This is a genomic window from Chromobacterium sp. (assembly GCF_041912965.1).
Taxonomy (GTDB): Bacteria; Pseudomonadota; Gammaproteobacteria; order Burkholderiales; family Chromobacteriaceae; genus Chromobacterium; species Chromobacterium aquaticum.
The window spans coordinates 1388-22190 of record NZ_JAYSGF010000022.1; the positions used below are offsets into that span (position 1 = coordinate 1388).

Annotated in this window: 19 protein-coding genes; 5 read left to right on the forward strand and 14 right to left on the reverse strand. The window is 63.2% G+C overall.

Translation table 11 applies throughout. The features are described 5' to 3' along the window. Nucleotides 1–129: 129 nt before the first annotated feature. The 3 genes from ACE3QM_RS13020 to ACE3QM_RS13030 all read right to left on the reverse strand — a co-directional run bounded on the left by ACE3QM_RS13020 (nucleotide 130) and on the right by ACE3QM_RS13030 (nucleotide 4765). Nucleotides 130–1443: a sodium-dependent transporter gene (locus tag ACE3QM_RS13020; RefSeq protein WP_048408372.1), complete on the reverse strand. Its 1314-nt coding sequence runs from the start codon at nucleotides 1441–1443 to the stop codon at nucleotides 130–132. Between the two features lie 216 nt (nucleotides 1444–1659). After that, nucleotides 1660–3036 (reverse strand): amino acid permease, encoded by a 1377-nt coding sequence (locus tag ACE3QM_RS13025; protein WP_374422415.1) that lies wholly within the window; start codon nucleotides 3034–3036, stop codon nucleotides 1660–1662. Nucleotides 3037–3388: 352 nt separating this feature from the next. Next, nucleotides 3389–4765, reverse strand: coding sequence for an amino acid permease (locus ACE3QM_RS13030; RefSeq protein WP_374422417.1), 1377 nt, complete (start codon nucleotides 4763–4765; stop codon nucleotides 3389–3391). 512 nt (nucleotides 4766–5277) lie between these two features. Here ACE3QM_RS13030 and ACE3QM_RS13035 point away from each other — a divergent pair. Continuing rightward, entirely contained in the window at nucleotides 5278–6009 is a 732-nt protein-coding gene (locus ACE3QM_RS13035) for a glycine zipper 2TM domain-containing protein (protein WP_374422419.1), read from the forward strand. A gap of 117 nt (nucleotides 6010–6126) precedes the next feature. Here ACE3QM_RS13035 and ACE3QM_RS13040 read toward each other — a convergent pair whose 3' ends face one another. The 10 genes from ACE3QM_RS13040 to bioB all read right to left on the reverse strand — a co-directional run bounded on the left by ACE3QM_RS13040 (nucleotide 6127) and on the right by bioB (nucleotide 16823). Beyond that, a complete protein-coding gene (locus tag ACE3QM_RS13040) occupies nucleotides 6127–6984 on the reverse strand; it encodes a sterol desaturase family protein (protein ID WP_048408374.1) in 858 nt (285 codons plus the stop codon). 121 nt (nucleotides 6985–7105) lie between these two features. After that, nucleotides 7106–7759: a glutathione S-transferase family protein gene (locus ACE3QM_RS13045; protein ID WP_374422421.1), complete on the reverse strand. Its 654-nt coding sequence runs from the start codon at nucleotides 7757–7759 to the stop codon at nucleotides 7106–7108. A gap of 90 nt (nucleotides 7760–7849) precedes the next feature. Further along, nucleotides 7850–8749 carry a patatin-like phospholipase family protein gene (locus tag ACE3QM_RS13050; protein ID WP_231461598.1) on the reverse strand — a complete coding sequence of 300 codons (900 nt, stop codon included), beginning with the start codon at nucleotides 8747–8749 and terminating at the stop codon, nucleotides 7850–7852. Between the two features lie 15 nt (nucleotides 8750–8764). Then, nucleotides 8765–9313 carry an N-acetyltransferase family protein gene (locus tag ACE3QM_RS13055; RefSeq protein WP_374422424.1) on the reverse strand — a complete coding sequence of 183 codons (549 nt, stop codon included), beginning with the start codon at nucleotides 9311–9313 and terminating at the stop codon, nucleotides 8765–8767. A 22-nt stretch (nucleotides 9314–9335) separates the two neighbouring features. Further along, the gene (gene bioC, locus ACE3QM_RS13060; protein WP_048408377.1) at nucleotides 9336–10244 is read right to left on the reverse strand and encodes a malonyl-ACP O-methyltransferase BioC; all 909 of its coding nucleotides are present in this window, start codon (nucleotides 10242–10244) and stop codon (nucleotides 9336–9338) included. After that, nucleotides 10241–11005, reverse strand: a complete 765-nt coding sequence (bioH, locus tag ACE3QM_RS13065) for a pimeloyl-ACP methyl ester esterase BioH (protein ID WP_231461596.1) — start codon at nucleotides 11003–11005, stop codon at nucleotides 10241–10243. Before bioH ends, bioC begins: the two co-directional genes overlap by 4 nt. Before the next feature lie 24 nt (nucleotides 11006–11029). Further along, complete coding sequence (locus ACE3QM_RS13070) at nucleotides 11030–11659, reverse strand: class I SAM-dependent methyltransferase (RefSeq protein WP_374422427.1); 630 nt, start codon at nucleotides 11657–11659, stop codon at nucleotides 11030–11032. Then, the gene (locus ACE3QM_RS13075) at nucleotides 11649–14498 is read right to left on the reverse strand and encodes an EAL domain-containing protein (protein WP_374422429.1); all 2850 of its coding nucleotides are present in this window, start codon (nucleotides 14496–14498) and stop codon (nucleotides 11649–11651) included. Before ACE3QM_RS13075 ends, ACE3QM_RS13070 begins: the two co-directional genes overlap by 11 nt. 72 nt (nucleotides 14499–14570) lie before the next feature. Then, nucleotides 14571–15725 carry an 8-amino-7-oxononanoate synthase gene (gene bioF / locus ACE3QM_RS13080; RefSeq protein ID WP_231461594.1) on the reverse strand — a complete coding sequence of 385 codons (1155 nt, stop codon included), beginning with the start codon at nucleotides 15723–15725 and terminating at the stop codon, nucleotides 14571–14573. 114 nt (nucleotides 15726–15839) lie between these two features. After that, a complete protein-coding gene (bioB, locus tag ACE3QM_RS13085) occupies nucleotides 15840–16823 on the reverse strand; it encodes a biotin synthase BioB (protein WP_048408382.1) in 984 nt (327 codons plus the stop codon). A gap of 144 nt (nucleotides 16824–16967) precedes the next feature. Here bioB and ACE3QM_RS13090 point away from each other — a divergent pair, with 144 nt between their 5' ends. The 3 genes from ACE3QM_RS13090 (at nucleotide 16968) to ACE3QM_RS13100 (ending at nucleotide 19188) form a co-directional block, all read left to right on the forward strand. After that, complete coding sequence (locus ACE3QM_RS13090) at nucleotides 16968–17678, forward strand: ComF family protein (RefSeq protein ID WP_374422432.1); 711 nt, start codon at nucleotides 16968–16970, stop codon at nucleotides 17676–17678. 40 nt (nucleotides 17679–17718) lie between these two features. Continuing rightward, nucleotides 17719–18183 carry a tRNA (cytidine(34)-2'-O)-methyltransferase gene (locus ACE3QM_RS13095; protein ID WP_081555202.1) on the forward strand — a complete coding sequence of 155 codons (465 nt, stop codon included), beginning with the start codon at nucleotides 17719–17721 and terminating at the stop codon, nucleotides 18181–18183. A gap of 132 nt (nucleotides 18184–18315) precedes the next feature. Beyond that, nucleotides 18316–19188, forward strand: coding sequence for a septal ring lytic transglycosylase RlpA family protein (locus tag ACE3QM_RS13100; RefSeq protein WP_048408385.1), 873 nt, complete (start codon nucleotides 18316–18318; stop codon nucleotides 19186–19188). Nucleotides 19189–19366: 178 nt separating this feature from the next. On the opposite strand, the gene yihA is transcribed toward ACE3QM_RS13100, so the two are convergent. Beyond that, the gene (gene yihA / locus ACE3QM_RS13105) at nucleotides 19367–19999 is read right to left on the reverse strand and encodes a ribosome biogenesis GTP-binding protein YihA/YsxC (protein WP_048408386.1); all 633 of its coding nucleotides are present in this window, start codon (nucleotides 19997–19999) and stop codon (nucleotides 19367–19369) included. A 91-nt stretch (nucleotides 20000–20090) separates the two neighbouring features. Here yihA and ACE3QM_RS13110 point away from each other — a divergent pair, with 91 nt between their 5' ends. Next, complete coding sequence (locus ACE3QM_RS13110; protein ID WP_048408387.1) at nucleotides 20091–20708, forward strand: cytochrome c; 618 nt, start codon at nucleotides 20091–20093, stop codon at nucleotides 20706–20708. Nucleotides 20709–20803: the final 95 nt, after the last annotated feature.

The window sequence follows — 20803 nt, forward strand, 5'->3', positions numbered from 1 at the left end:
CTCGCTTTTGTGTACAGATTCATCGTCTAGGGCTTGGGGCGGGGGCTGTGAGCCGCTGACCAGACCCCCCGTAACAACCCGCGCTCGCGGTGCGCCGTTGCGGGGCGCGCGGCAGGCATTGCCCTAGGCTCAGATATTGTAAATCAGCACCAGGCCGATCAAGGCGGGCGCGACCCAGCAGTAGATGAAGCGCACGCCGGCGCTCAGCGCCACGGGTAATTGCAGCTCGGCGCGCATGGTCGGCCAGATCACCCAGCCGGCGAAGCAGGCGGTGCCGATGCCGCCCAGCGGCAGCAGGATGTTGGACGCGGTGTAGTCCATCAACTCGAACACATTGCGACCGAACAGCTTCCAGTCCGCCAGCACGCCGAAGGACAGCGCCGCCGGAATGCCGGCGCAAAACACCAGCAGGCCGATCGCCAGCGTCGCCTTGCGGCGGCTGACGCCCCATTCATCGATGGGAAACACCGCCACCAGCTCCAGCAAGGATACCGACGAAGTCAGCGCCGCCATCAGCAGCAGCAGAAAGAAGGCCGCCGCCAAGCCTTGGCCGAAAGGCAGGTGATTGAACACCACCGGCATGGTCATATAGGTCAGGCCTGGTCCAGCCTGCGGATTCAGGCCGAAGGCGTAGATCGCCGGAAAAATCATCAAACCGGCCAGGACCGAGGTCAGCGTGGTCAGGCCGGTGACCCACAACGCGGCGCCGCCCAGCCGCGTGTCCGGGCCCAGGTAGGAGCCATAAGCGATCATGCAGCCGGCGCCCACCGACAAGGAGAAAAAGGCCAGGCCCAGTGCTTCCACCAGCATGCCCGGCGTCACCTTGGAGAAGTCCGGCGTCAGCAGCGCCGCCACGCCGGCCTCCGCGCCGGGCAGGGTCAGCGAGCGCGCGATCAGGCCCAGCATCAACAGGAACAATAAGGGCATCAACACCTTACCGGCGCGCTCAATCCCCTTCTGCACCCCGCACATCACCACCAACAGGGTCAGTCCGGCAAACAGCGCATGGGTCAGCAGGGATTCGAAGGGATCGGACACATAATCGCCGAACAAGCGCGCCAGCGCCGCTGGGTCATTGCTCATCACCCGGCCGTCCACCGCGCGCAGCAGATAACCCAGCGTCCAGCCGCCCACCACGCTGTAAAAGGAAAACACCAGGAAGCCGCACAGCACGCCGGCGTAGCCCACCAGCTTCCAATGACGCGAGCCCAGCCGCGCGAAAGCGCTCACCGCGCCGCAGGCCGCCGCGCGGCCGATGGCGATCTCGGCCATCAGCAAGGCGATGCCCAGGGTGAAGGTCAACAGCAGATAGATCAGCAGAAACGCGCCGCCGCCATTCATCGCGGTGACGTAGGGAAACTTCCAGATGGAGCCCAGGCCAACCGTGGCGCCGGCCGAAGCCAGAATGAAACCGAGGCGGGAACCCCATTGCGTGCGAGACATGACAACTCCTGAGTCAGAACGATTTGCCGCCGCACGGGGTAACGCTGGATACAACTAGGCCGCCCATGACGGCGGCCCGGAAAGCAGATACGAACATCCCTGGCGCGCCGATTAGCTGCGCCACCACCACGACTTGGTCTGGAAAGGGATGATCTGCTTCATAAGTTTGGAAGCATGCCGGTTTACGCACCAGTACGTCAAGCCCGGCATGCGCGCTCACGCCTTGTCGACGGCCAGACCGGCCGCGTCCGCCCCCATCCGCTTCAGCCGGAAACCCAGCCACAAAACCAGCAGCCAAGCCGGCAATACATACACCGATACCGCAATGCCCGGCGTGAACAGCATCACGCCCAGGATCATCAGCATGAAGGCCAGGCACAGCCAATTGGCGAACGGATGCCACAGCGAGGCGAACACCAGCTTGCGGCCGCCCTGGGCGCGGCGAAACTTCAGGTGGGTCAGGCTGATCAGCGCCCAATTGATCACCAGGGCGGTGACCACCAGCGACATCAACAAGGCCAGCGCGCCGCTGGGCAGCAGGTAGTTGAGCACCACGCCGGCGAAAGTCGCCAGCGCCGACAGCAAGGTGGCGTTGACCGGCACCCCGCGCTTGTCCAGCTTGGCCATGCCCTTGGGCGCATTGCCCTGCTGGGCCAGGCTGAACAGCATGCGGCTGGTGGCGTAGACGCCGCCGTTGTACACCGACAAGGCCGCGGTCAACACCACGAAATTAAGCCCGTGCGCGGCGAAGCCGGCGCCGATCTGCTCGAAAATCATCACGAAGGGGCTGCCGCCGGCGGCCACCTTGCTCCACGGGTACAGGGACAACAGCACCAACAGCGAGCCGATGTAGAAGATCAGCACGCGGTAGATCACCTGGTTCACCGCCCTGGGAATGGTTTTCTGCGGGTCTTGGGTCTCCGCCGCCGCCATGCCGATCAGCTCCAAGCCGCCGAAGGAGAACATGATCACCGCCATCGTCATGAACAGGCCGCCTACGCCATGCGGAAAGAAGCCGCCGTCGCTCCACAGATTACTCACCGAAGCCTGCGGGCCGCCGTTGCCGGACAAGAGCAGATAGCCGCCGAACACGATCATCGCGATCACCGCGCCCACCTTGATCAGCGCGAACCAGAACTCCGTCTCGCCATAGTATTTGACGCTGCTCAGATTGACGCCGGTGATCGCCACGAAGAAGACCAGCGCGGTGACCCAGGTGGGCACATCCGGCCACCAATAGCGCACGTACTCGCCGGCGGCGGTCAGTTCGGCCATGCCGGCCAGCACATACAGCGCCCAATAATTCCAACCGGACAGGAAGGCGGGGAACTTGCCCCAGTAGCGGTCGGCGAAATGGCTGAGCGAACCAGCCACCGGCTCCTCGGCCAGCATCTCGCCCAATTGGCGCATGATCAGGAAAATGATGAAGCCGGCGACGGCGTAGCCGAGAATCATCGCCGGTCCGGCCGCTTTCAACACGCTGGCCGAGCCCAGGAACAGACCGGTGCCGATCGCGCCGCCCAGCGCGATCAATTGGATATGGCGGTTTTTCAGCTCGCGCTTCAAACCGGTGGAAGTGGGGGTAACGCTCACCTTGGCGCCTCCTGCTGATTAGTGAATGGAACGGTGTTGCTTCATCAATGCAGCAAGGCCCTCACCACTCGCCAATTAGACAAAAAGTCCAATACAGCCTGTAAGACATTCCCAGCAGATACATCAACTTCAAACAAACCACGATCAGACTAAACAAAATACGACATAAGGTCAAAAGTCTTTTTCAATACATTTAGAATCCATCCAAAGATGACAGCCCTTGTCATGAACAAATAGACATTATGTCCAAAATCGCAACGCCAACTCAGTGTTCCACTCACCCAAAAAGGCAGGGCCGCCCAAATCAGGCGGCCCTGCCGATGCGCCCACTGCGTGAGCGCGGAAGCCCTACTCAGGGTGTCTGACGCGCGGGTTCCCCCGTCGGCGCGCCCTTGGCGCGATAGCCTACCCACAGCAGCCCCAGCCATATCGGCAACACATAGACCGATACCGCGGCGCCCGGAGTCAGCAGCAGGATCAACAGAATCATCGCCATGAAAGCCAGGCAGATCCAGTTGGTCAGCGGGAACCAGAACGATTTGAACACCAGTTGCTCGCCGGCCTCGACCTTGGCGCGGCGGAACTTCAGATGGGTCAGGCTGATCATCGCCCAGTTGGTCACCAGCGCAGCCACCACCAAGGACATCAGGATGCCCAAGGCCTCGCCCGGCAGCACATAGTTGAGGATCACGCAGGCGAAGGTCGCCAACGCCGACACCAGGATCGCCGACACCGGCACGCCGCGCTTGTCCACCTGCATCAAGGCCTTGGGCGCGTTGCCCTGTCTGGCCAGGCCGTACAGCATGCGGCTATTGGCGTAAACGCTGCTGTTGTACACCGACAGCGCCGCGGTCAACACCACGAAGTTGAGCAGATTGGCGGTGAGGCCAGAGCCGATCTGCTGGAAAATCATCACGAAGGGACTGCCGCCGGACGCGACCTTGCTCCACGGATACAGCGACAGCAGCACCACCAGCGAACCGATGTAGAAGATCAGGATGCGGTAGATCACCTGGTTCACCGCCTTGGGGATGGTGGTGCGCGGGTTATCCGCCTCGGCCGCGGTCAGGCCAATCAGTTCCAGACCGCCGAAGGAGAACATGATCACCGCCATCATCATGAACAAGCCGCTGAAGCCATGCGGGAAGAAACCGCCATCGCTCCACAGATTGCTGAACGAGGCCTGCGGACCGCCGGTGCCGGTCAGCAGCAAATAGCCGCCGAACAGAATCATCGCGATTACCGCCACTACCTTGATCAGCGCGAACCAGAACTCCGCCTCGCCATAGACCTTGACGTTGGCCAGGTTGATGCCGTTGATACAGACGAAGAACACCAGCGCCGATACCCAGGCGGGCACATGCGGCCACCAGTACTGCACATAGGCGCCGACGGCGGTGAGTTCCGCCATGCTGACCAGGATGTACAGCACCCAGTAGTTCCAGCCGGACAGGAAACCGGCGAAATCGCCCCAGTAGCGGTAGGCGAAGTGGCTGAACGAGCCGGCCACCGGCTCCTGCGCCACCATTTCGCCCAGTTGGCGCATGATCATGAAGGCGATCAGGCCGGCGATGGCATAGCCCAGGATCATCGATGGGCCAGCGGCCTTCAGCACGCTGGCGGAGCCCAGGAACAGCCCGGTGCCCACCGCGCCGCCTAGCGCGATCAATTGGATGTGGCGGTTTTTCAAACCGCGCTTCAAACCGGCTTCGGTTGATATCTCAGTCAAGGCAAGCCCCTCAATCATCATTTCCCAGCAACATTAATACCAACAGCATGACAATTCAGGCAAGCCGCGTCGATTCTGTTGCAAACATCGACAAGCAGAACATTAAGCACTCAAGCCGAGCTTGCGTCAAACCAAGCGATTGAAGTTTTATGCCTTATACGCGTCATAAATTGAACACAATGGAATTAAATTCGATTAATTGAACAAAAACTTTGCTCTAATTGCCGAAAATCCCCCAGACTACTGCGAACTTATGCCAAGCCGCCCGTCAGCCCTTTCATCCAGCCAAATCGCATAAAAGCAAGTGAATGCTCGCGCATATATTGATATAAATCAAATTCATACCCGGCATCACTTAGTCTCGAGGCCAGCGGAAACGCTAACGATTCGCCACTTTTAGTAACAAATGGAAAACATTTGATTTGCAACTGTCTGCCACTATGAAGTGTCTGAATTTCATCTCACTCATCATGATTACGGCCGCATAGACGGCCCCGTTTTGGAGACGAAGCATGAAACAATCCGTATTGATCGCCAGCGTGCTGGGCGGCGGCATCGCCCTAGGCGGCCTGGGCGTGGCCGGCTTCCAGGCCATCAAGTCCAACCCGCAAACCGCCGCCGCGCCGCAACAGCAAGTCGCCAGCGCGCCGGTCGCCGCTTCCGCTCCCGCGGCTAGCCTGCCCCCGGCCGTGGCTTCCGCGCCGGCGGTGCTTGCCGCAGCTGCGCCCGCAGCCGTGGCCGCCACGGACAAACCGGCGGCGAAACCCGCCGAACCCAGCGCGCCGGCCAAGCCCGCCGCTCCGGTCCACGCCACCCACGCCCGCATTCTGGCGGTGACGCCGATCAAGGAAACCGTCAACGCGCCCAAGCAGGTCTGCCACCAGGAGCAAGTGACGCATCAAGCGCCGGTCCAGGATCAGAACCGCATCGCCGGCTCGGTGATAGGCGGCGTGCTCGGCGGCGTGCTCGGCAACCAAGTAGGCGGCGGCAACGGCAAGAAAGCCGCCACCGTGATCGGCGCGCTGGCTGGCGGCCTGGCCGGCAACAAGGTGCAGGAAGGCATGCAGCAACGCGACCAGGTCAGCAGCACCCAGACCATCTGCAATGAGGTGAACGAAAGCAGCGAGAAAGTCGTTGGCTACGACGTCAAGTATTCGCTGGACGGCAAGACCGACACCGTGCGCATGAACCACAAGCCCAAGGGCAAAACCTTGCCGGCCAAGAACGGCAAGGTACTGGTTTAAAACCTGCCCACGATCTGTTGCGCATCGGCGATACCGCGTTGAAACGTTCTTCAAGCGACAAACCATCCTGATGCCACCACGCAAAAGCGGACCTCCCGGTCCGCTTTTTTCATGCCCTCAGCGCCAGCGCGCGGCCGCCGCTTCCGCCTCTTCCGGTGGGCCGAACAATACCGTCCAGCGGTCTTTCCAATTGGGCGCGCGCCAGGCCTCGCGCAGCATGTCGCGCCATTCCACCACGCTGACCCATAGCGGATTGAAGCTGTTCACCGGCTTGACCGTGCCGTAGTCGCAGGGATCGTCGGCGCTTTCCTCGACATAGCTGCCGAACAGGCGGTCCCAGATCACCAGCACGCCGGCGTAATTGTGGTCGATATAGCGCGGATTCTTGGCATGATGGCCGCGATGGATGGACGGGGTATTGAACACATATTCCAGCCAGCCCAGCTTGGGGCAGGCCTGGGTATGCACGAAGAACTGGAAGGCCAGGTTCAGCAATACCACTCCGACCACCTGTTCGGGCGGGAAACCCAGCCAGGCCAGCGGCAGCCAGAACACCCACATGCCGGCCAATGGATACATCAGGCTCTGGCGGAAGGCGGTGGTGAAATTCATGCGGGTGGAGCTGTGATGCACGCTGTGCGCAGCCCACAGCCAGCGCACGCGGTGGCTGACGCGATGGAACCAGTAATAGAGGAAATCCTGGCCGATGAACAACAGCAGGAAGCTGAGCCAGGAATCGGCGAACTGAAACAGCCGGTGCTGCTGGTAAATCCACGCGTACAAGGGCAGCACCAACACCCAGGCCAGCTTGTCCGCCCCCTGGTGCAGCAAGCCCAGGCAGGCGCAGCACACCGAGTCGCGCCAGTCGTAAAGGCTGAGCCGGCCCTGGCGACGCAAATACCACAGCTCGCCGGCGACGCAGGCCAGGAATACCGGCGCCAATGCCAGCAGCAGCAGCTGAATATCGAACTTCATCACCGCCTCCCGCTTGGGAATGGTGTTCGCGCTAACGCAAACACTTGATTGGAGTTTGAACTCTATAATTGCTCAAACGCCGCATTCCGGCAAGCGGCTCAGCGGTGCCCCACGCTCTATCCTACTGCTGTTGACGCGCGCGGAACGCGCTCAATGCCGCCTCGCGCTCGCTCCAGCAGCGGTTCACGCTCTTGCGGGCGGACAGTTGCTGCAGATAATTGTCACGCTCGGGGAAGGCTGCGGTGATGTCCTCGCCCAACAGCGCCTGGCTCATCTGCGCCAGCGCCGGCAGAATACAGGCGGCGCTGATGTCGGCGTGGCTGAAATCCTCGCCACAGGCCCAGGGGCCATAGTCCAGCATCTGGCCGGCGGCGGCCAGGCCGCGCGCCACCTGCTGGCGGGCCGTGTCCACGGCATTGGCTTCCAGCGGGCTGCCGAACAGCCAATGGCGGTACAAGGGCAGCGCCGGCATCAACACGTACAAATCCAATATCGCGCTCAATTGGCGCGCGTGAGCGCGGCCGTTCGGCGTCGGCGGCAGCAGGGAGGCGGTGGGATAGGCGTCTTCCAGCCATTCCAGGATCACCGATGATTCCGCCATCGCGTGGCCGCCCACTTCGACAAAGGGAATCTTGCCCATCGGGCTCTTCGCCAGCAGTTCTTCTTGCTGCGAAGGGGCGGTGAGGATTTCTTGGAAGTTGACGCCCTTTTCCAGCAAGGCGATTTTGACCTTGTTGTAATAAGGGGACAGCGCTGCGCCGTAAAGCTTGATCATCCAGGTCTCCAGGCGGGCCGGAGCCCGCGGTTGCTGATGGTGGCGGCCGGCCATGCTGCGGTGCAGGGCCGGCCCGGCAGCATTATGCCATTACTTATTCATGGCAACGGCTTTTTGCTGCAGCAATTGCCGGATTTGCGGCAAGGCCGCCTGCGCCGCGCGTTCCCCTTCCAGAATGGCCTGGTGGCGCGCGTCGAACTGGGCGGAGCCGATGTCCTGCACCTGCGGGCGGATCACCACGTCGGCCTGCTTCAGTTCCTGCGCCAGCGCCGGACCGTTCATGATGTTCAGGCTTTGGTCCAGCATGGACAGGAAACCGGTGGCGGCGCCCTTGCGCGGCCGCGCCGAGATGTCGACGGCGATGACGAAGTCGGCGCCCATCTCGCGCGCGGCGCTGACCGGCACCGGGCTGACCAGGCCGCCGTCCACATAGCTCTTGCTGCCTATCTTCACCGGCAGGAACACATTGGGGATGCTGGCCGAGGCGCGCACCGCCTGGCCGGTGTTGCCCAGGCGGAATACCACTTTGCGGCCGCTGTCCAGCTCGGTCGCCACCGCGCCGAACGGGCGCGGCAGCTGCTCTATGCTCTTGTTCGCCACTTGGGCGTTGATCCAGTTCTGCAGCTTCTCGCCCTTGATCACGCCCTTGCTCGACAAGGTCCAGTCGGTGAGGTTGGATTCGTCCAGCTGGATGGCGCGGCTCTGCAGCTGCATGCCGCTGAGGCCGGACGCGTACAGGCTGCCGACCACGCTGCCGGCGCTGGTGCCGGTGATCAGGTCCGGCTTGATGCCGGCCGCTTCCAGCACCTTGATCACGCCGACATGGGCGAAGCCCTTGGCCGCGCCGCCGCCTAGCGCCAGCCCGATCCTGGGTTTTTGCAGCGGCTTGGGCGGCTGTGCCGCCGGCGGAGGGGACAAGGTGGAGCAGGCAGCCAGCAGCGCGGCCATGCTCGCCAGCAACCAGGGCCGGAGTATGTGTTTGCTAATCATGATTCCATCAGGCTTTCAGACATCGGCGGCAATCAGCGCCGCCCCAACGGACGCGGAATCCAGCATCACATAGTTCAGATGCCGCGCGCCCTCCAATTCGAAATAGCATTCGCCGTGGACGTCCATCTCCAGCCGGCGGTAGAACGCGATCGCGCGCTCATTGCCGTGCCACACCGTCAGCCACAGGCGAGCGGGTTCCGCCAGGGCGAGCGCCCAACGCCGCGCCGCTTCCAGCAAGCGCCGGCCCAGGCCTTCGCCGCTACGGCTTTCCACCAGATAGAGCCGCTCGACTTCCACGGTGGCGAAGTCGCAGCCCTGACAGCGGCTGTCCCGCTTCAACAGCGCGTAGCCGATCAGGAAATCATCCTGTTCCATCACCAGCAGATGATGCACGGGATCGGCGATCAAGGCCTCGAAATTCGCCGGCGTGAATTCGCTCAACACATAGTTGGCCATGTCCCGACGCACGCCATCGGTGACATAGGTACTGAGCCACACCTGGATGGACAGGGCGGCGAGACAACTCGCGTCCCCTGGGCGCGCTGCGCGGATTTCCACTCCCATTCAGGGCTCCTGATTGCGCCGTCTATTCGGCGCGCGGCGGTTTCTTGACGAACTCGATCACCTGGCGGCCATCGTCGCTGACCTTGGCCAGCTTCTTGCCGCTGCCCTTCCACGCATGGCCGTACACCACTTCGTAGGTGGCCGGCAGCTTGCCGTCGCGGCGCCGGTCCTCATAAGCCGCCTCCACCCGCTGCCAGGCATGCTTGCCCATCAGGCCGCGGCCGCGGCCGCTGGTGGCGTTGTGCGCGCCTATCGCTTTCAGGTCGGCCATCACATCGCGCGCGCGGCCATAGGTCAGCACGATTTTTTCCATGTCCATCACCGGCTCGGCGAAACCGGCGCGCATCAGCGCGTCGCCCAAGTCATGCATGTCGATGAACTGGTTGACGTGGGTGGCGCGGTCGATGCCGGCGAAGGCATCGCGCAGCTCGTGCAGGGTGTCCGGCCCCAGCGTGGAGAACATCAGCATGCCTTCCGGCTTCAGCACGCGGCGGAATTCGGCGAACACCTTGTCCGGCACATTGACCCACTGTATCGCCAGGCTGGACCAGATCATGTCCACGCTGGCGTCGGCCAGCGGCAGCCGTTCGATGTCGGCCACCACCTGCCACGGCAGGCTGGGGCGGAACAGCTTCTTCAGCAAGCCGTCGCCGCTTTGCTGCTTGGCGCGCGAGGCCTGCAGCATCGCCCGCGCCAGGTCCAGTTCCAGTACCCGCGCCTCCGGATACTGGCTGCGCAATTGCGCCGCGCCGTAGCCGGTGCCGGCGCCGGCGTCCAGCACCACTTGCGGCTGGAACTTGATGTACTGCAGCCGTTCGGCCATCCGGTCGGAGACTTCGCGCTGCAACACCGCGGCGGAATCGTAGCTGGCCGCGGCCTTCTCGAATGAGGCGCGCACCCGCGCCTTGTCGGTGTAGAACGCTTCTGTCATGCGTGGGCATCCAAATGCTGGGCAAGCGCGGCGAGGAACTCGGCCTCGTGCGACAAGAACGGCGCATGCGACGCTTGCGGGAATTCATAAAGCCGGGCGTCGGCCAGCTCGGCGGCCAGCCAACGGCCGGCGCCGATCGGGGTAATGGCGTCGCGGACGCCGTAGAACAAGCCCACCGGGCAGCGGATGCGGCCAGCCAGCGCGCGCGCATCGGCTTCCAGCAGCAATTCCAGCGCCGGCAGCAGGCCTTGCGGCCGGCCATGGGAGAACAACTCCGCGCGCAAGGCCTTCAAGGTGTCGCGCGCCGACGGCGCGCCCATCATCTGCAAGGCGAGAAAACGCTCCAGCGTTTGCTCGAAGGCGCCGTCCAGGCTGGCGGCCACCGCCTCGATGGATTTGCGCTCCTGCGCGTGCGGCCAACTCTCGTCGCGCACGAAGCGCGGGCTGGTCGCCACCAAGGCCAGGCTCTTTATCTTGTCCGGATGGCGAGCGGCCCAATGCTGGGCGACCAGGCCGCCCAACGACCAGCCCACCACCTGCGCCGGCAGCGGAAAGGCCTGGTCCAGCAGATCGGCCACCGCGTCGGCGTCGAAGGAGGCCAGCGGGGCGGAAGCGCCGTGGCCCGGCAGGTCGACCAGATGCACGCAATGGCTGGCGGCCAAGCGCTCCGCCACGCGGCTGAACACGCCGCCGTGCAAACCCCAGCCGTGCAGCATCACCACGTCCGGGCCCTGGCCCAGCGTTTCAACAAACAGACTCATGGACGATTAAATGAGGGGAAACCGTCATTTTCGCAAGATCGCGATGCGAAAGAAACCTCCAAGGCCGGCATCTTCGTCATGAACCTTGCGCAAGCGACACCCCGCCAGGATATCCGCCAGCCTCCGGTTGATATCGGTGGCGATCACGCGCGACAGCAGATTGCCGGCGCTGCGCAATAGCGAGGGCCGCTGATCGTCGTGCAGGAACTTGTCGAACACCGCCACCCGGCCGCCGGGCTTGAGCACGCGCTCCACTTCGCGAATGCAGGCCCGCGGGTCCGGCACCACCGCCAGCGCCAGGTGCAGCACCACCGCGTCGAAGCTGGCGTCGGCGAACTCCAGCGCCTGCGCGTCCATCACCCGGGCATCCACCTCCATGCCCAGCGTCGCGGCGTGGGCGCGCAAGCGCGCCAGCATGCCGTCGGAGATATCGATGGCGACCAGGTGGCGACAACGCACCATGAAGTCCAGGTCCAGGCCGGTGCCGGCCGCCACCAGCAGGATGCGCTCCTCCGGTTGGGGATTGAGCAGCGCGATGGAACGGCGCCGGCGCGCGGCGAAAGCCTGCGCCAGCCGGTCGTAAACCGGCGCGTACAGATTGTAGCGCCAGCGGTTGAAAACCTGCGGCCAGCGCCGCCAGCGGCTAGGCTCCATGCTGGAACTCCCGACGGAAGCGCGCCAGCCGCTCCCAGTCCATGCCCTGGGCCGGCGCCGGGGCGGCGAAATAGAAACCCTGCAGCTTGCCGCAGCCCATCTCCTTGAGCATGGCCAGCTGGGCGGCGGTTTCCACGCCCTCGGCCACCACGTCCAGGTCCAGCGCCTTGGCCAGCGCCAGAATCGCGCGCACGATGGCCACCGATTCCTGCTGACGGTCGAGATCGAAGACAAAGGACTGGTCTATCTTCAACACGTCGAAACGAAAGCGGTGCAGATAAGACAGCGCGGAATAGCCGGTGCCGAAGTCGTCCAGCGCCAGCCTCACGCCCAATTCATGCAGCGCGTGCATCACCGTGGCCGCGATCTCGGGCTGGTCTATCAGCGCGCTCTCGGTGATTTCAAGATGCAGCATCGCCGGCGGCAGGCCGTAATGGCGGATGCGCTCGCCTATCCAGCCGGCCAGTTCCGGATCGTGGAAATGCGCCGAGGACAGATTGATGTGCAAGGCCACTTCCGGGCCCACCCTGCCTTGGGCGCGCCACAGTCCCATCTGCGCGCAGGCGGCGTTCAGGATGTAGCGGTCCAGCCGGGTGATCAGCCCGCTTTCCTCGGCGATGGGCAGGAACAAGCCGGGCGAGATCAGGCCGCGCAGCGGATGCTGCCAGCGCGCCAGCGCCTCGAAGCCGACCAGTTCACCGCTGTGACCGTCGATGAAAGGCTGGAAATACGGCTGCAACTGCCCTTCCTCTTCCAACGCGCGACGCAGTTCGCTCTCCAGCGCCAGTTGGTCCGCCTGGTTGATGCGCAGCTCGTGATTGAACAGGGTATAGCCCTGCCGCCCCTGCTGCTTGGTGCAGTACATCGCGTGATCGGCGTCGCGCAGCAGGTCGTCGGCCTTGTGATAATGCTCGAGATCGGCCAGCACCACGCCGACGCTGGCGGTGGAAAACACCTCGCGGCCGGCCAGAATCACCGGCCGATCGAACTCGTTGACGATGCGCTGCGCGATGCGCTCGCAGTCGCCGCCGCCATCCATGCCGAACATCAGCACCGCGAACTCGTCGCCGCCCAGCCGCGCCAGAAAGTCGTAATGGCGCAGGCAGGTACGGATGCGCGCGCCGGCCTCGAACAAAAGATGGTCGCCGGCCAGGTGACCAAGGGTGTCGTTGACCAGCTTGAAACGGTCCAGATCGATGAACAGCACCGCGAAGCGCTCGCCGCTGCCATGGATATACGCGTCCCAGGCCCGGCGCAGGGTCTTGGAGAAATAGCTGCGGTTGGGCAACTTGGTCAGCGGATCGTGCAGGCTGTCGAACTCCAGCTGGGCGTTGACCGCGTCCAGCTCGCTGGTGCGTTCGCGCACCCGCTGCTCCAGTTCGGCGTAGGCCGCTTGCAGGCTCTCCAAGGCCTTGACCCGGGTCAGCGCCGCGCCGATATGGTTGGCGACGAACTCCAGCACTTCCTGATCGCGGAAGTTATAGCTCACGTCCTCGTCGTAACTCTGCACCGCCAACACACCCAAGAGATCGGTGCCGCAATACAGCGGCACGCCCAGCCAGCTCTTGGGCCGCGGCAAATCGGCGCTGGCTTCCGATTGGCGGTTCTGTTGCGAATAGGGGTCGATCAGCAAGGGGCGGCCGCTATGCAGCACCTGCTCGATAAAGCCCTTGCCCGGACGGTGCGGCTGTAACGGCGGCGCGTACTCATCTGCGCAATAGGGAAAGCTGATGCGGTCTTCCAATTGATCGTACAAGGCCACCAGGCAGTTGCGCGCCGGCACCATCTCCGCCAGCAAGCGGTGCAGGCCGCCGAGGAAGGCTTCCAGCGACAGACTGGTATTCGACAACTCGGCGATGCTGAACAAGGCGCCCTGGAAACGCTCGGCGCGCTGGCGCTCGGCCACTTCGGCGCGCAGCCTCGCGTTGGCGCCTTCCAGCTCGCTGGTGCGCAGCCAGACCTGGCGCTCCAATTGGCTGCGGTGCAGCACCCGTTCCAACACGAAGCCGACATGGCGGGCGGCGAACAGGAACAGCTGCTGCTCGGCCGAGGTCAATTGCGTCTGATTTTCGTACAGCTGCAGCACCACCGCGCCTATCACATGGCCGCCGGCATTGAGCAAGGGCGCGCCCATCCAGCTGGCCGGCAGCAGCCCTTGCCGGCTCAGTCCCTCCTGCTGACACACTTCCAGCAAACGCTCCCGGCTCAGCACCACCGGCTTGCCACCGCGTATCAGCCAGGCGGTCAGCGACGGCGCCTGGCCGGCCAGCGGGAAGACGGCATCGCTGGCGGGAGGAGCGGGATCGCGCTGGTCGACATAGAACGGGAAGTGGATGACTTGGGCCTCGTCATCGTACAAGGCAATGTAGAAATTGCTGGCGTCCATCAGCCGCATCATCTGCCGATGCAGGCAGGGCAGCACTTGATCGATGGTGCCGCACTCCTCGGCCAGTTGCGAGATATCGAGCAAGGCGTCGTTGGCCGCGCGCGACGCCGCCTGTTCCGCGCCCAGCCGCGCGCACAGCAAATGGGCGCACAGCAGCGCGGCGGCCTCGTTCAACGCCGGCCCGGCATCGCCGCGCCACACCAGCCAGCCCAGCAATTGCTCGCCGGCGCGCAAAGGCATCGCCTCGCAGCCGGCTTCCAGCCGGCCGCCGCCGGCCAGCGTTTCGGCACTGGGCAGCGCATCGGTGGCGCCGATGGCGGCCAGCAATTGCCAGGCCTCGCCCAGCTGCCGCCACACCGCGGCAATGCGCACCCCGCCCTGCCCTTGCAGCAGAGACAGCGCCATCGCGGCGGCCTGCTCAGGCGTCGCCAGATATTCAGCCATGCTCTTCATGTGATTATCGTAGTATGAGTTAGCTGGAAAATCCGGCCATGCCGGCGCGCCCCTCCCCATGGGCGCGCGGACTCAGGGCGCCGCGTCGCCCCGAATACAGGACAACAAGCGCTGCAAGTGCTCCGGCTCATGCATGGCCGACAAGGACAGGCGCAAACGCGCCGCGCCTTCCGGCACCGTGGGCGGGCGAATCGCCGGCACCCACAGCCCGTGATCGCGCAGGCGGCCGGCCAACGCCAGCGCCTGTTCATCGCTACCTATGATAAGTGGCTGAATCGGCGTCCGGGAAGCCCCTACGGAGTATTCTCCTCCGGATAGTCCGCATCTAATGGTTTCGATCGACGCCCTCAAGCGCGCGCGCCTGTCGTCGGCCGCCTCTATCAAACGCAGGCTGGCCAAGATCGCACAGGCCAACGCTGGCGGCTGGGAGGTGGTGTAGATATAGCTGCGCGCCGAATTGATCAGCCAATCGATCAGCTCGCCGCCGCCGGCGATGAAGGCGCCGGCCACGCCGGCGGCCTTGCCCAGTGTCGCCATATAGATCAGCCGCGGGCTGGATAGGCCGTGCTCGGCCAGCGCGCCGCGCCCCTCGCCCAGCACGCCGAAACCATGCGCGTCATCCACGTACAGCCAGGCATCGTAACGCTCGGCCAAGGCCAGCAGCGCTGCCAGCGGCGCCTCGTCGCCATCCATGCTGTATACCGACTCCACCGCGATCAGCTTGGTTTTGGCGTCGGACTCGGCCAGCAGCCGCTCCAGCTGCGCCAAGTCGTTGTGATGGAAACGCTTGAACTCGGCGCGGCTCAGCCGGCAGGCGTCGTTCAGCGACGCATGGTTCAGACGGTCGGCGAACACCGCGTCGCCGCGGTCCAGCAGGCTGCTGACAATCGCCAGATTGGCCGCGTAGCCGGAGCCGAACAATAATGCCGCCTCTTGGCCGACGAATTCCGCCAGCGCCTCTTCGGCCTCTTGCTGCACGCTGAAATGACCGGCCAGCAGATGGGAAGATCCCCCGCCCACGCCCCAGCGCTCAAGGCCCTGCTGCGCGGCGCGCACCAGCGCGGGATGGTCGGCCAGTCCCAGATAGTCGTTGCTGGCGAAAGAAAGATAGGAACGTCCGTCCACCACCACCTCGACCCCTTGTGGGCTATCGATGACCGCGCGTTGGCGGCGGCGGTGGGTGGCGGAAAGGTCCAACAGGGCGGCAGGCAGGTCTTGAAGGCGCATATCGGCTCAAATATCCCGTGAAAAGGGCTTGGCGGCGGCCGGCAGGCCGAGCGCCGAAGCTACTCCTTATATATACATTTTTTACATCGCCCGCGAATCCGCCGCCCAAACCACTCAAAGCGGCGCCAGATCAAGCTTTTCCAGCAGTTGCCGGTCGGCGTCCACTTCGGGGTTGCCGGTGGTCAGCAGCTTGTCGCCGTAGAAGATGGAATTGGCTCCGGCGAGGAAGCACAAAGCCTGGGTGGACTCGTCCATTTCACGGCGACCGGCGGACAAGCGCACATAGGTTTTGGGCATCACGATGCGGGCTACGGCGATGGTGCGCACAAACTCGGTCCAGTCCAGCGGCGCGGCGCCTTCCAGCGGCGTGCCCTCTACCTTGACCAACTTGTTGATCGGCACCGATTCCGGCTGCGGCTCTAGATTCGCTAGCTGTGCAATCAGACCCGCGCGATCGTTGCGGGTTTCATTCATGCCAACAATACCACCGCAGCACACCGACAAACCGGCATTGCGTACTTTTCCCAAAGTGTCGAGTCTGTCCTCGTAGTCGCGCGTGGCTATGATATCGGAATATTTGTCCGGTGAGGTATCCAGATTGTGATTGTAATAATCCAGGCCCGCAGCCTTCAGCTGTTCGGCCTGGCCCTCCCTCAGCAAACCGAAGGTGGCGCAGGTTTCCAGACCCAGTGCCTTGACCTCCTTCACCATTTCCAGCGTTTTCTGCAGGTCCGCGTCCTTGGGGCCGCGCCAGGCGGCGCCCATGCAGAAACGGCCGGCGCCATTGGCCTTGGCCGCGCGCGCGGCGCTCAATACCTCGTCCACGGTCAGCATCGGCTGATTGGGTACCGGGGTGTCGTGATGCGCCGACTGCGGACAATAACCGCAGTCCTCGGGACAGCCACCGGTCTTGATGGAAATCAGCGTCGACAGCTGCACCTTGGTCGGGTCGAAGAACTGGCGGTGGATCTCGGCGGCGCGAAACACCAGCTCCATGAAGGGCAGCGCCAACAGCGCCTCGATTTCCGCCACAGCCCAGCTGGCGGACTCGCGGTGCGGGGTGGCGGAAGGCTTGAATTCGATAGCGGAAGAATGCATGGTCAATCCTGGCAGTGGTCTCGTCCCGACGGAGGAAGCCCTTGATCGATCAAAGGAATTCCGGATTGCGCCGCCGGGATCGTCGGAATGCCACGCCCGGCCGGGCGTGGAGCGAATCAGCCGCATCTTGCTGGGGAGGGACGGATGCTGTCAAACCTAACGCAGCTCATAATTGACAAGTGCACAATATTTAATCAACCCTGCCTGCTCTGCGGCGACTGGCGCGCTCGGCTTGGTTTTTGCACCGCTTGCCGCGAACAACTGCCGCGGCTGCCCGTCACCCAATGCGCGCGTTGCGCCGAGCCCCTGGCCGCGGCCGGCCTGTGCGGGCAGTGCCAACGCCGCCCTCCCGCCTTCGACGCGCTGCACGCGCCCTATTTGTTCGACTACCCGATCGCTGCGCTGATCCATGCGTTCAAGTACGGCAAGCAACTGCAAATGGGCGTGGCGCTGAGCAGTCTATTGGCTGATTTCGCCGCCGGCCACGCCCATGAATATCACTTTGTCATTCCCGTTCCATTGGCAAAAGAACGACTTGCCGAACGCGGTTTCAACCAAAGCCATGAGCTGGCGAAAGCAATCACTGTTACAATGGCAAGCCGTTTGAGCGCGGACTTGTGTTGGCGAAAATACAACACTCGGCCGCAAGCCTCGCTCGGGCGCGCCGAACGCCGGAAAAACCTCCGCCATGCTTTCGGCGTAAATTGCCGCTGTGACGGGCTTTCCATCGCCATTGTCGATGACGTCGCCACCAGCGGCGCCACCCTGTCGGCACTGGCCGAAATTTTGAAAAAACAGGGGGCAAAACGGGTCGATGGCTGGGTGCTCGCCAGGGCCTTTTCTCCTAAAACTTGACCAAGATTTTGATTCTTTGGAACAATCCAGCCTGCCAACGATGTTCACTGTAATTCTTTTTCAGCCGGAAATACCGCCCAACACGGGCAATGTGATTCGTTTATGTGCCAACACCGGCTGTGAACTGCATCTGGTCAAGCCCATGGGCTTCCCTTTGGAGGATGCCAAGCTGCGACGCGCGGGACTCGATTATCACGAGTACGCTCGCGTTGTGGTTCATGAGGATTGGGCGGCTTGTCAAGAGACTTTGCGCGGACGGCGGATTTTCGCCGCCACCACCAAGGGCTCCGAGCGCCATGACCGGATTTCCTATCAACCTGGGGACGTTTTTTTGTTCGGTCCCGAATCCCGCGGTCTGCCGCCTGAAGTGCTGGAGTCATTGCCTCCGCAGCAGAGGATTCGTTTGCCGATGCGTCCCGAATCAAGAAGTCTCAATCTTTCGAACGCGGTCGCGGTGACAGTGTTCGAGGCTTGGCGACAGCTCGATTTCGCAGGGGGAAGCTGAAGCGGTTCGCAGATCGGCCCAACAAGGGACTCTGGAAAGCCTAGCCCAAGCGCTTGCGGGCAAGCGTTTAGCGTCATGATGTTCAACGGCGCGCAAGGTTTTGCAGTGGTTCCGACAGCATAAGGGAGATCTATGCAATCAGTACTCCGATGGCTGTGGCTTGTGTTCGTCAGTCTCGTACTCGTGGCCTGTTCCACCGTGAAGACGGCCAGCGCCACCAACCAGTCGGCGTCCTCGTCGACCGGCAACAAGAAAACCGTTGCCAAGAATGGAGCTTATTTCCAGAACGATGGTCCCGCCGACCATATTCCGGTCAACCTGAACTTGGTGCCGGACGCCGTGCCGCAGGAAGAGCCGCTGATCAAGTCAGCCAACCTGCCCTATACGGCGCTGGGCATGAGCTTCCGCCCCGACACGCGCGAAAAGCCCTATCAAGCCACGGGCCGCGCCTCCTGGTACGGCAAGCAGTTCCATGGCCGCAAGACGTCCTCCGGCGAACGATACGATATGTTCGCGATGACCGCAGCCCACCCGACATTGCCGATCCCGAGCTATGCCCGGGTCACCAATCTGAACAACGGCAAATCGGTGGTGGTGCGCGTCAATGATCGCGGCCCCTTCCACCGGAACCGCCTGATGGACCTGTCCTACGCCGCGGCCTACCGCCTGGGCTTCATCAAGCAAGGCAGCGCCAAGATCGCCATCGAGCGCGTATGGCCGGACGCCGGCGGCGAGAACATCGCCAGCACCCGTCCCGTCAGCGCCGCGCTGCGCGCCGAGGACACGCCCAAGTTCCTGCAGCTGGGCAGCTTCTCCAAGCTGTCCAACGCCGAAGCCATGGTGCAGAAGATGCTGGGCGAGATGGACGACAAGTACGAGTCCAAACTCGGCATCGTGAACCAGGAAGGCGTCTACAAGGTTCGCCTGGGGCCGTTCCGCTCCAGCGACGCGGTGCGCAACGCCGCCGAGAACCTGCATGTGGAGACCGTGGTCACCAGCCTGTAAGGCTTCCACGCAGTCATAAAGCAAAGGCGAAGGATGATTCCTTCGCCTTTGTCGTTTTCGTCGCCCATAAAAAACCCCGGCAAGCTGCTGCCGGGGGTAAGCCTGATCAATCAGGCCCCGCTCAGGGAGGCAAGCGGGAGGTGTTGGCCACCTGCTAGCTTAGGTCCGCGGCCGCGGCTTAAAGTTCCGGCTCCGCCTCGTCCTCGGCGGCCGGCTGTCCCAAGTGCTGGTCGAACCAGTTGTTCACCACTTGCTCCACTTCCTCCACGCCGCTCTTCTTCAGGCTGGAGAACATCTGCACGCTGACGTCCGGATAATCGTTCAGCTCGCGCTTGACCAGCGCCAGCACCTTGGACTGCTCCTGGCGCGACAGCTTGTCGGCCTTGGACAACAGGATGTGCACCGGCCGCCGGGTCACGCGGAAGAACTCCAGCATCTTGCGGTCCAGCTCTTTCAAGGGATGACGCGCGTCCATGATCAGCAGCAGGCCGATCAGGCTCTGGCGCGATTGCAGATAGCGGCCCAACAGTTCCACCCAGTGCGCGCGCACCGCTTCCGGCACCTCGGCATAGCCATAACCGGGCAAATCGACTAGAAAACATTCGTTGCCCAGCTCAAAAAAGTTAATGTGCTGAGTACGGCCCGGCGTCTTGGAAACCCGCGCCAGGCGGGCATGATTGGCCAGGGTGTTGATGGCGCTGGACTTGCCGGCGTTGGAGCGGCCGACGAAAGCGACTTCGGCTCGCGTCGGCGGCAAGTCCTTCATATGATTGACAGTGGTATAAAATCTGGCGTTTTGAAAAGTCGACATAGTAGTAAGGGTGAAATCAGTTGGTATAGAATAGCAGGTTTGAAATTGCCACTTTTACAGATATTTAGGGATAGCCCCTAAAGGAGCGACCATGAAACGTATGATGCTGTTGGCGATGGCGGCTGCAACCCTGGCCGGAAACGCGTTGGCGGCGGCCCCGGTAGCCGCCAAGGCCGACCCGGTGAAGGCCAAACAGATCGTCGAAACGGTTTGCGCGGCTTGCCACGGCACCGACGGCAACAGCGTAGCCGCGGCCAATCCCTCGCTGGCGGGTCAGAACGCGCATTATCTGTACACCCAGTTGAAGGCGTTCAAGGAAGGCGTACGCAAGAACCCGACCATGCTGGGCATGGCTTCCACGCTGTCCGAGGACGATATGCGCAATGTCGCCGCCTACTACAGCGAGCAGAAGCCCAAAGATCGCGAAGCGTCCGACAAGACCCAAATGCCGCTGGGCGCCAAGATCTACCGCATCGGCAACAACGGCACCCACGTGCCGGCCTGTATGTCCTGCCACGGTCCCTCCGGCAAAGGCCTGCCCGACCAATACCCGCGCCTGGGCAGCCAACACGCCGGCTACATCGTCAAGCAGCTGAACGACTTCAAAGCCGGCGCCGATCGCAAGAACGGCCCGATGCAGGATATCGCCAGCCGCATGAGCGACGCGGAAATGAAGGCCGTGGCCGAATACATTTCCGGCCTGCGCTGAGCGCCAATGCCGGCCGGCCGCGCCGCCGTCGCGGCCGGCCGGACATGACGGCCCGCAAGGGCCGCGCCGTGTTGGGAACTCCGCGCCGCTTGCGC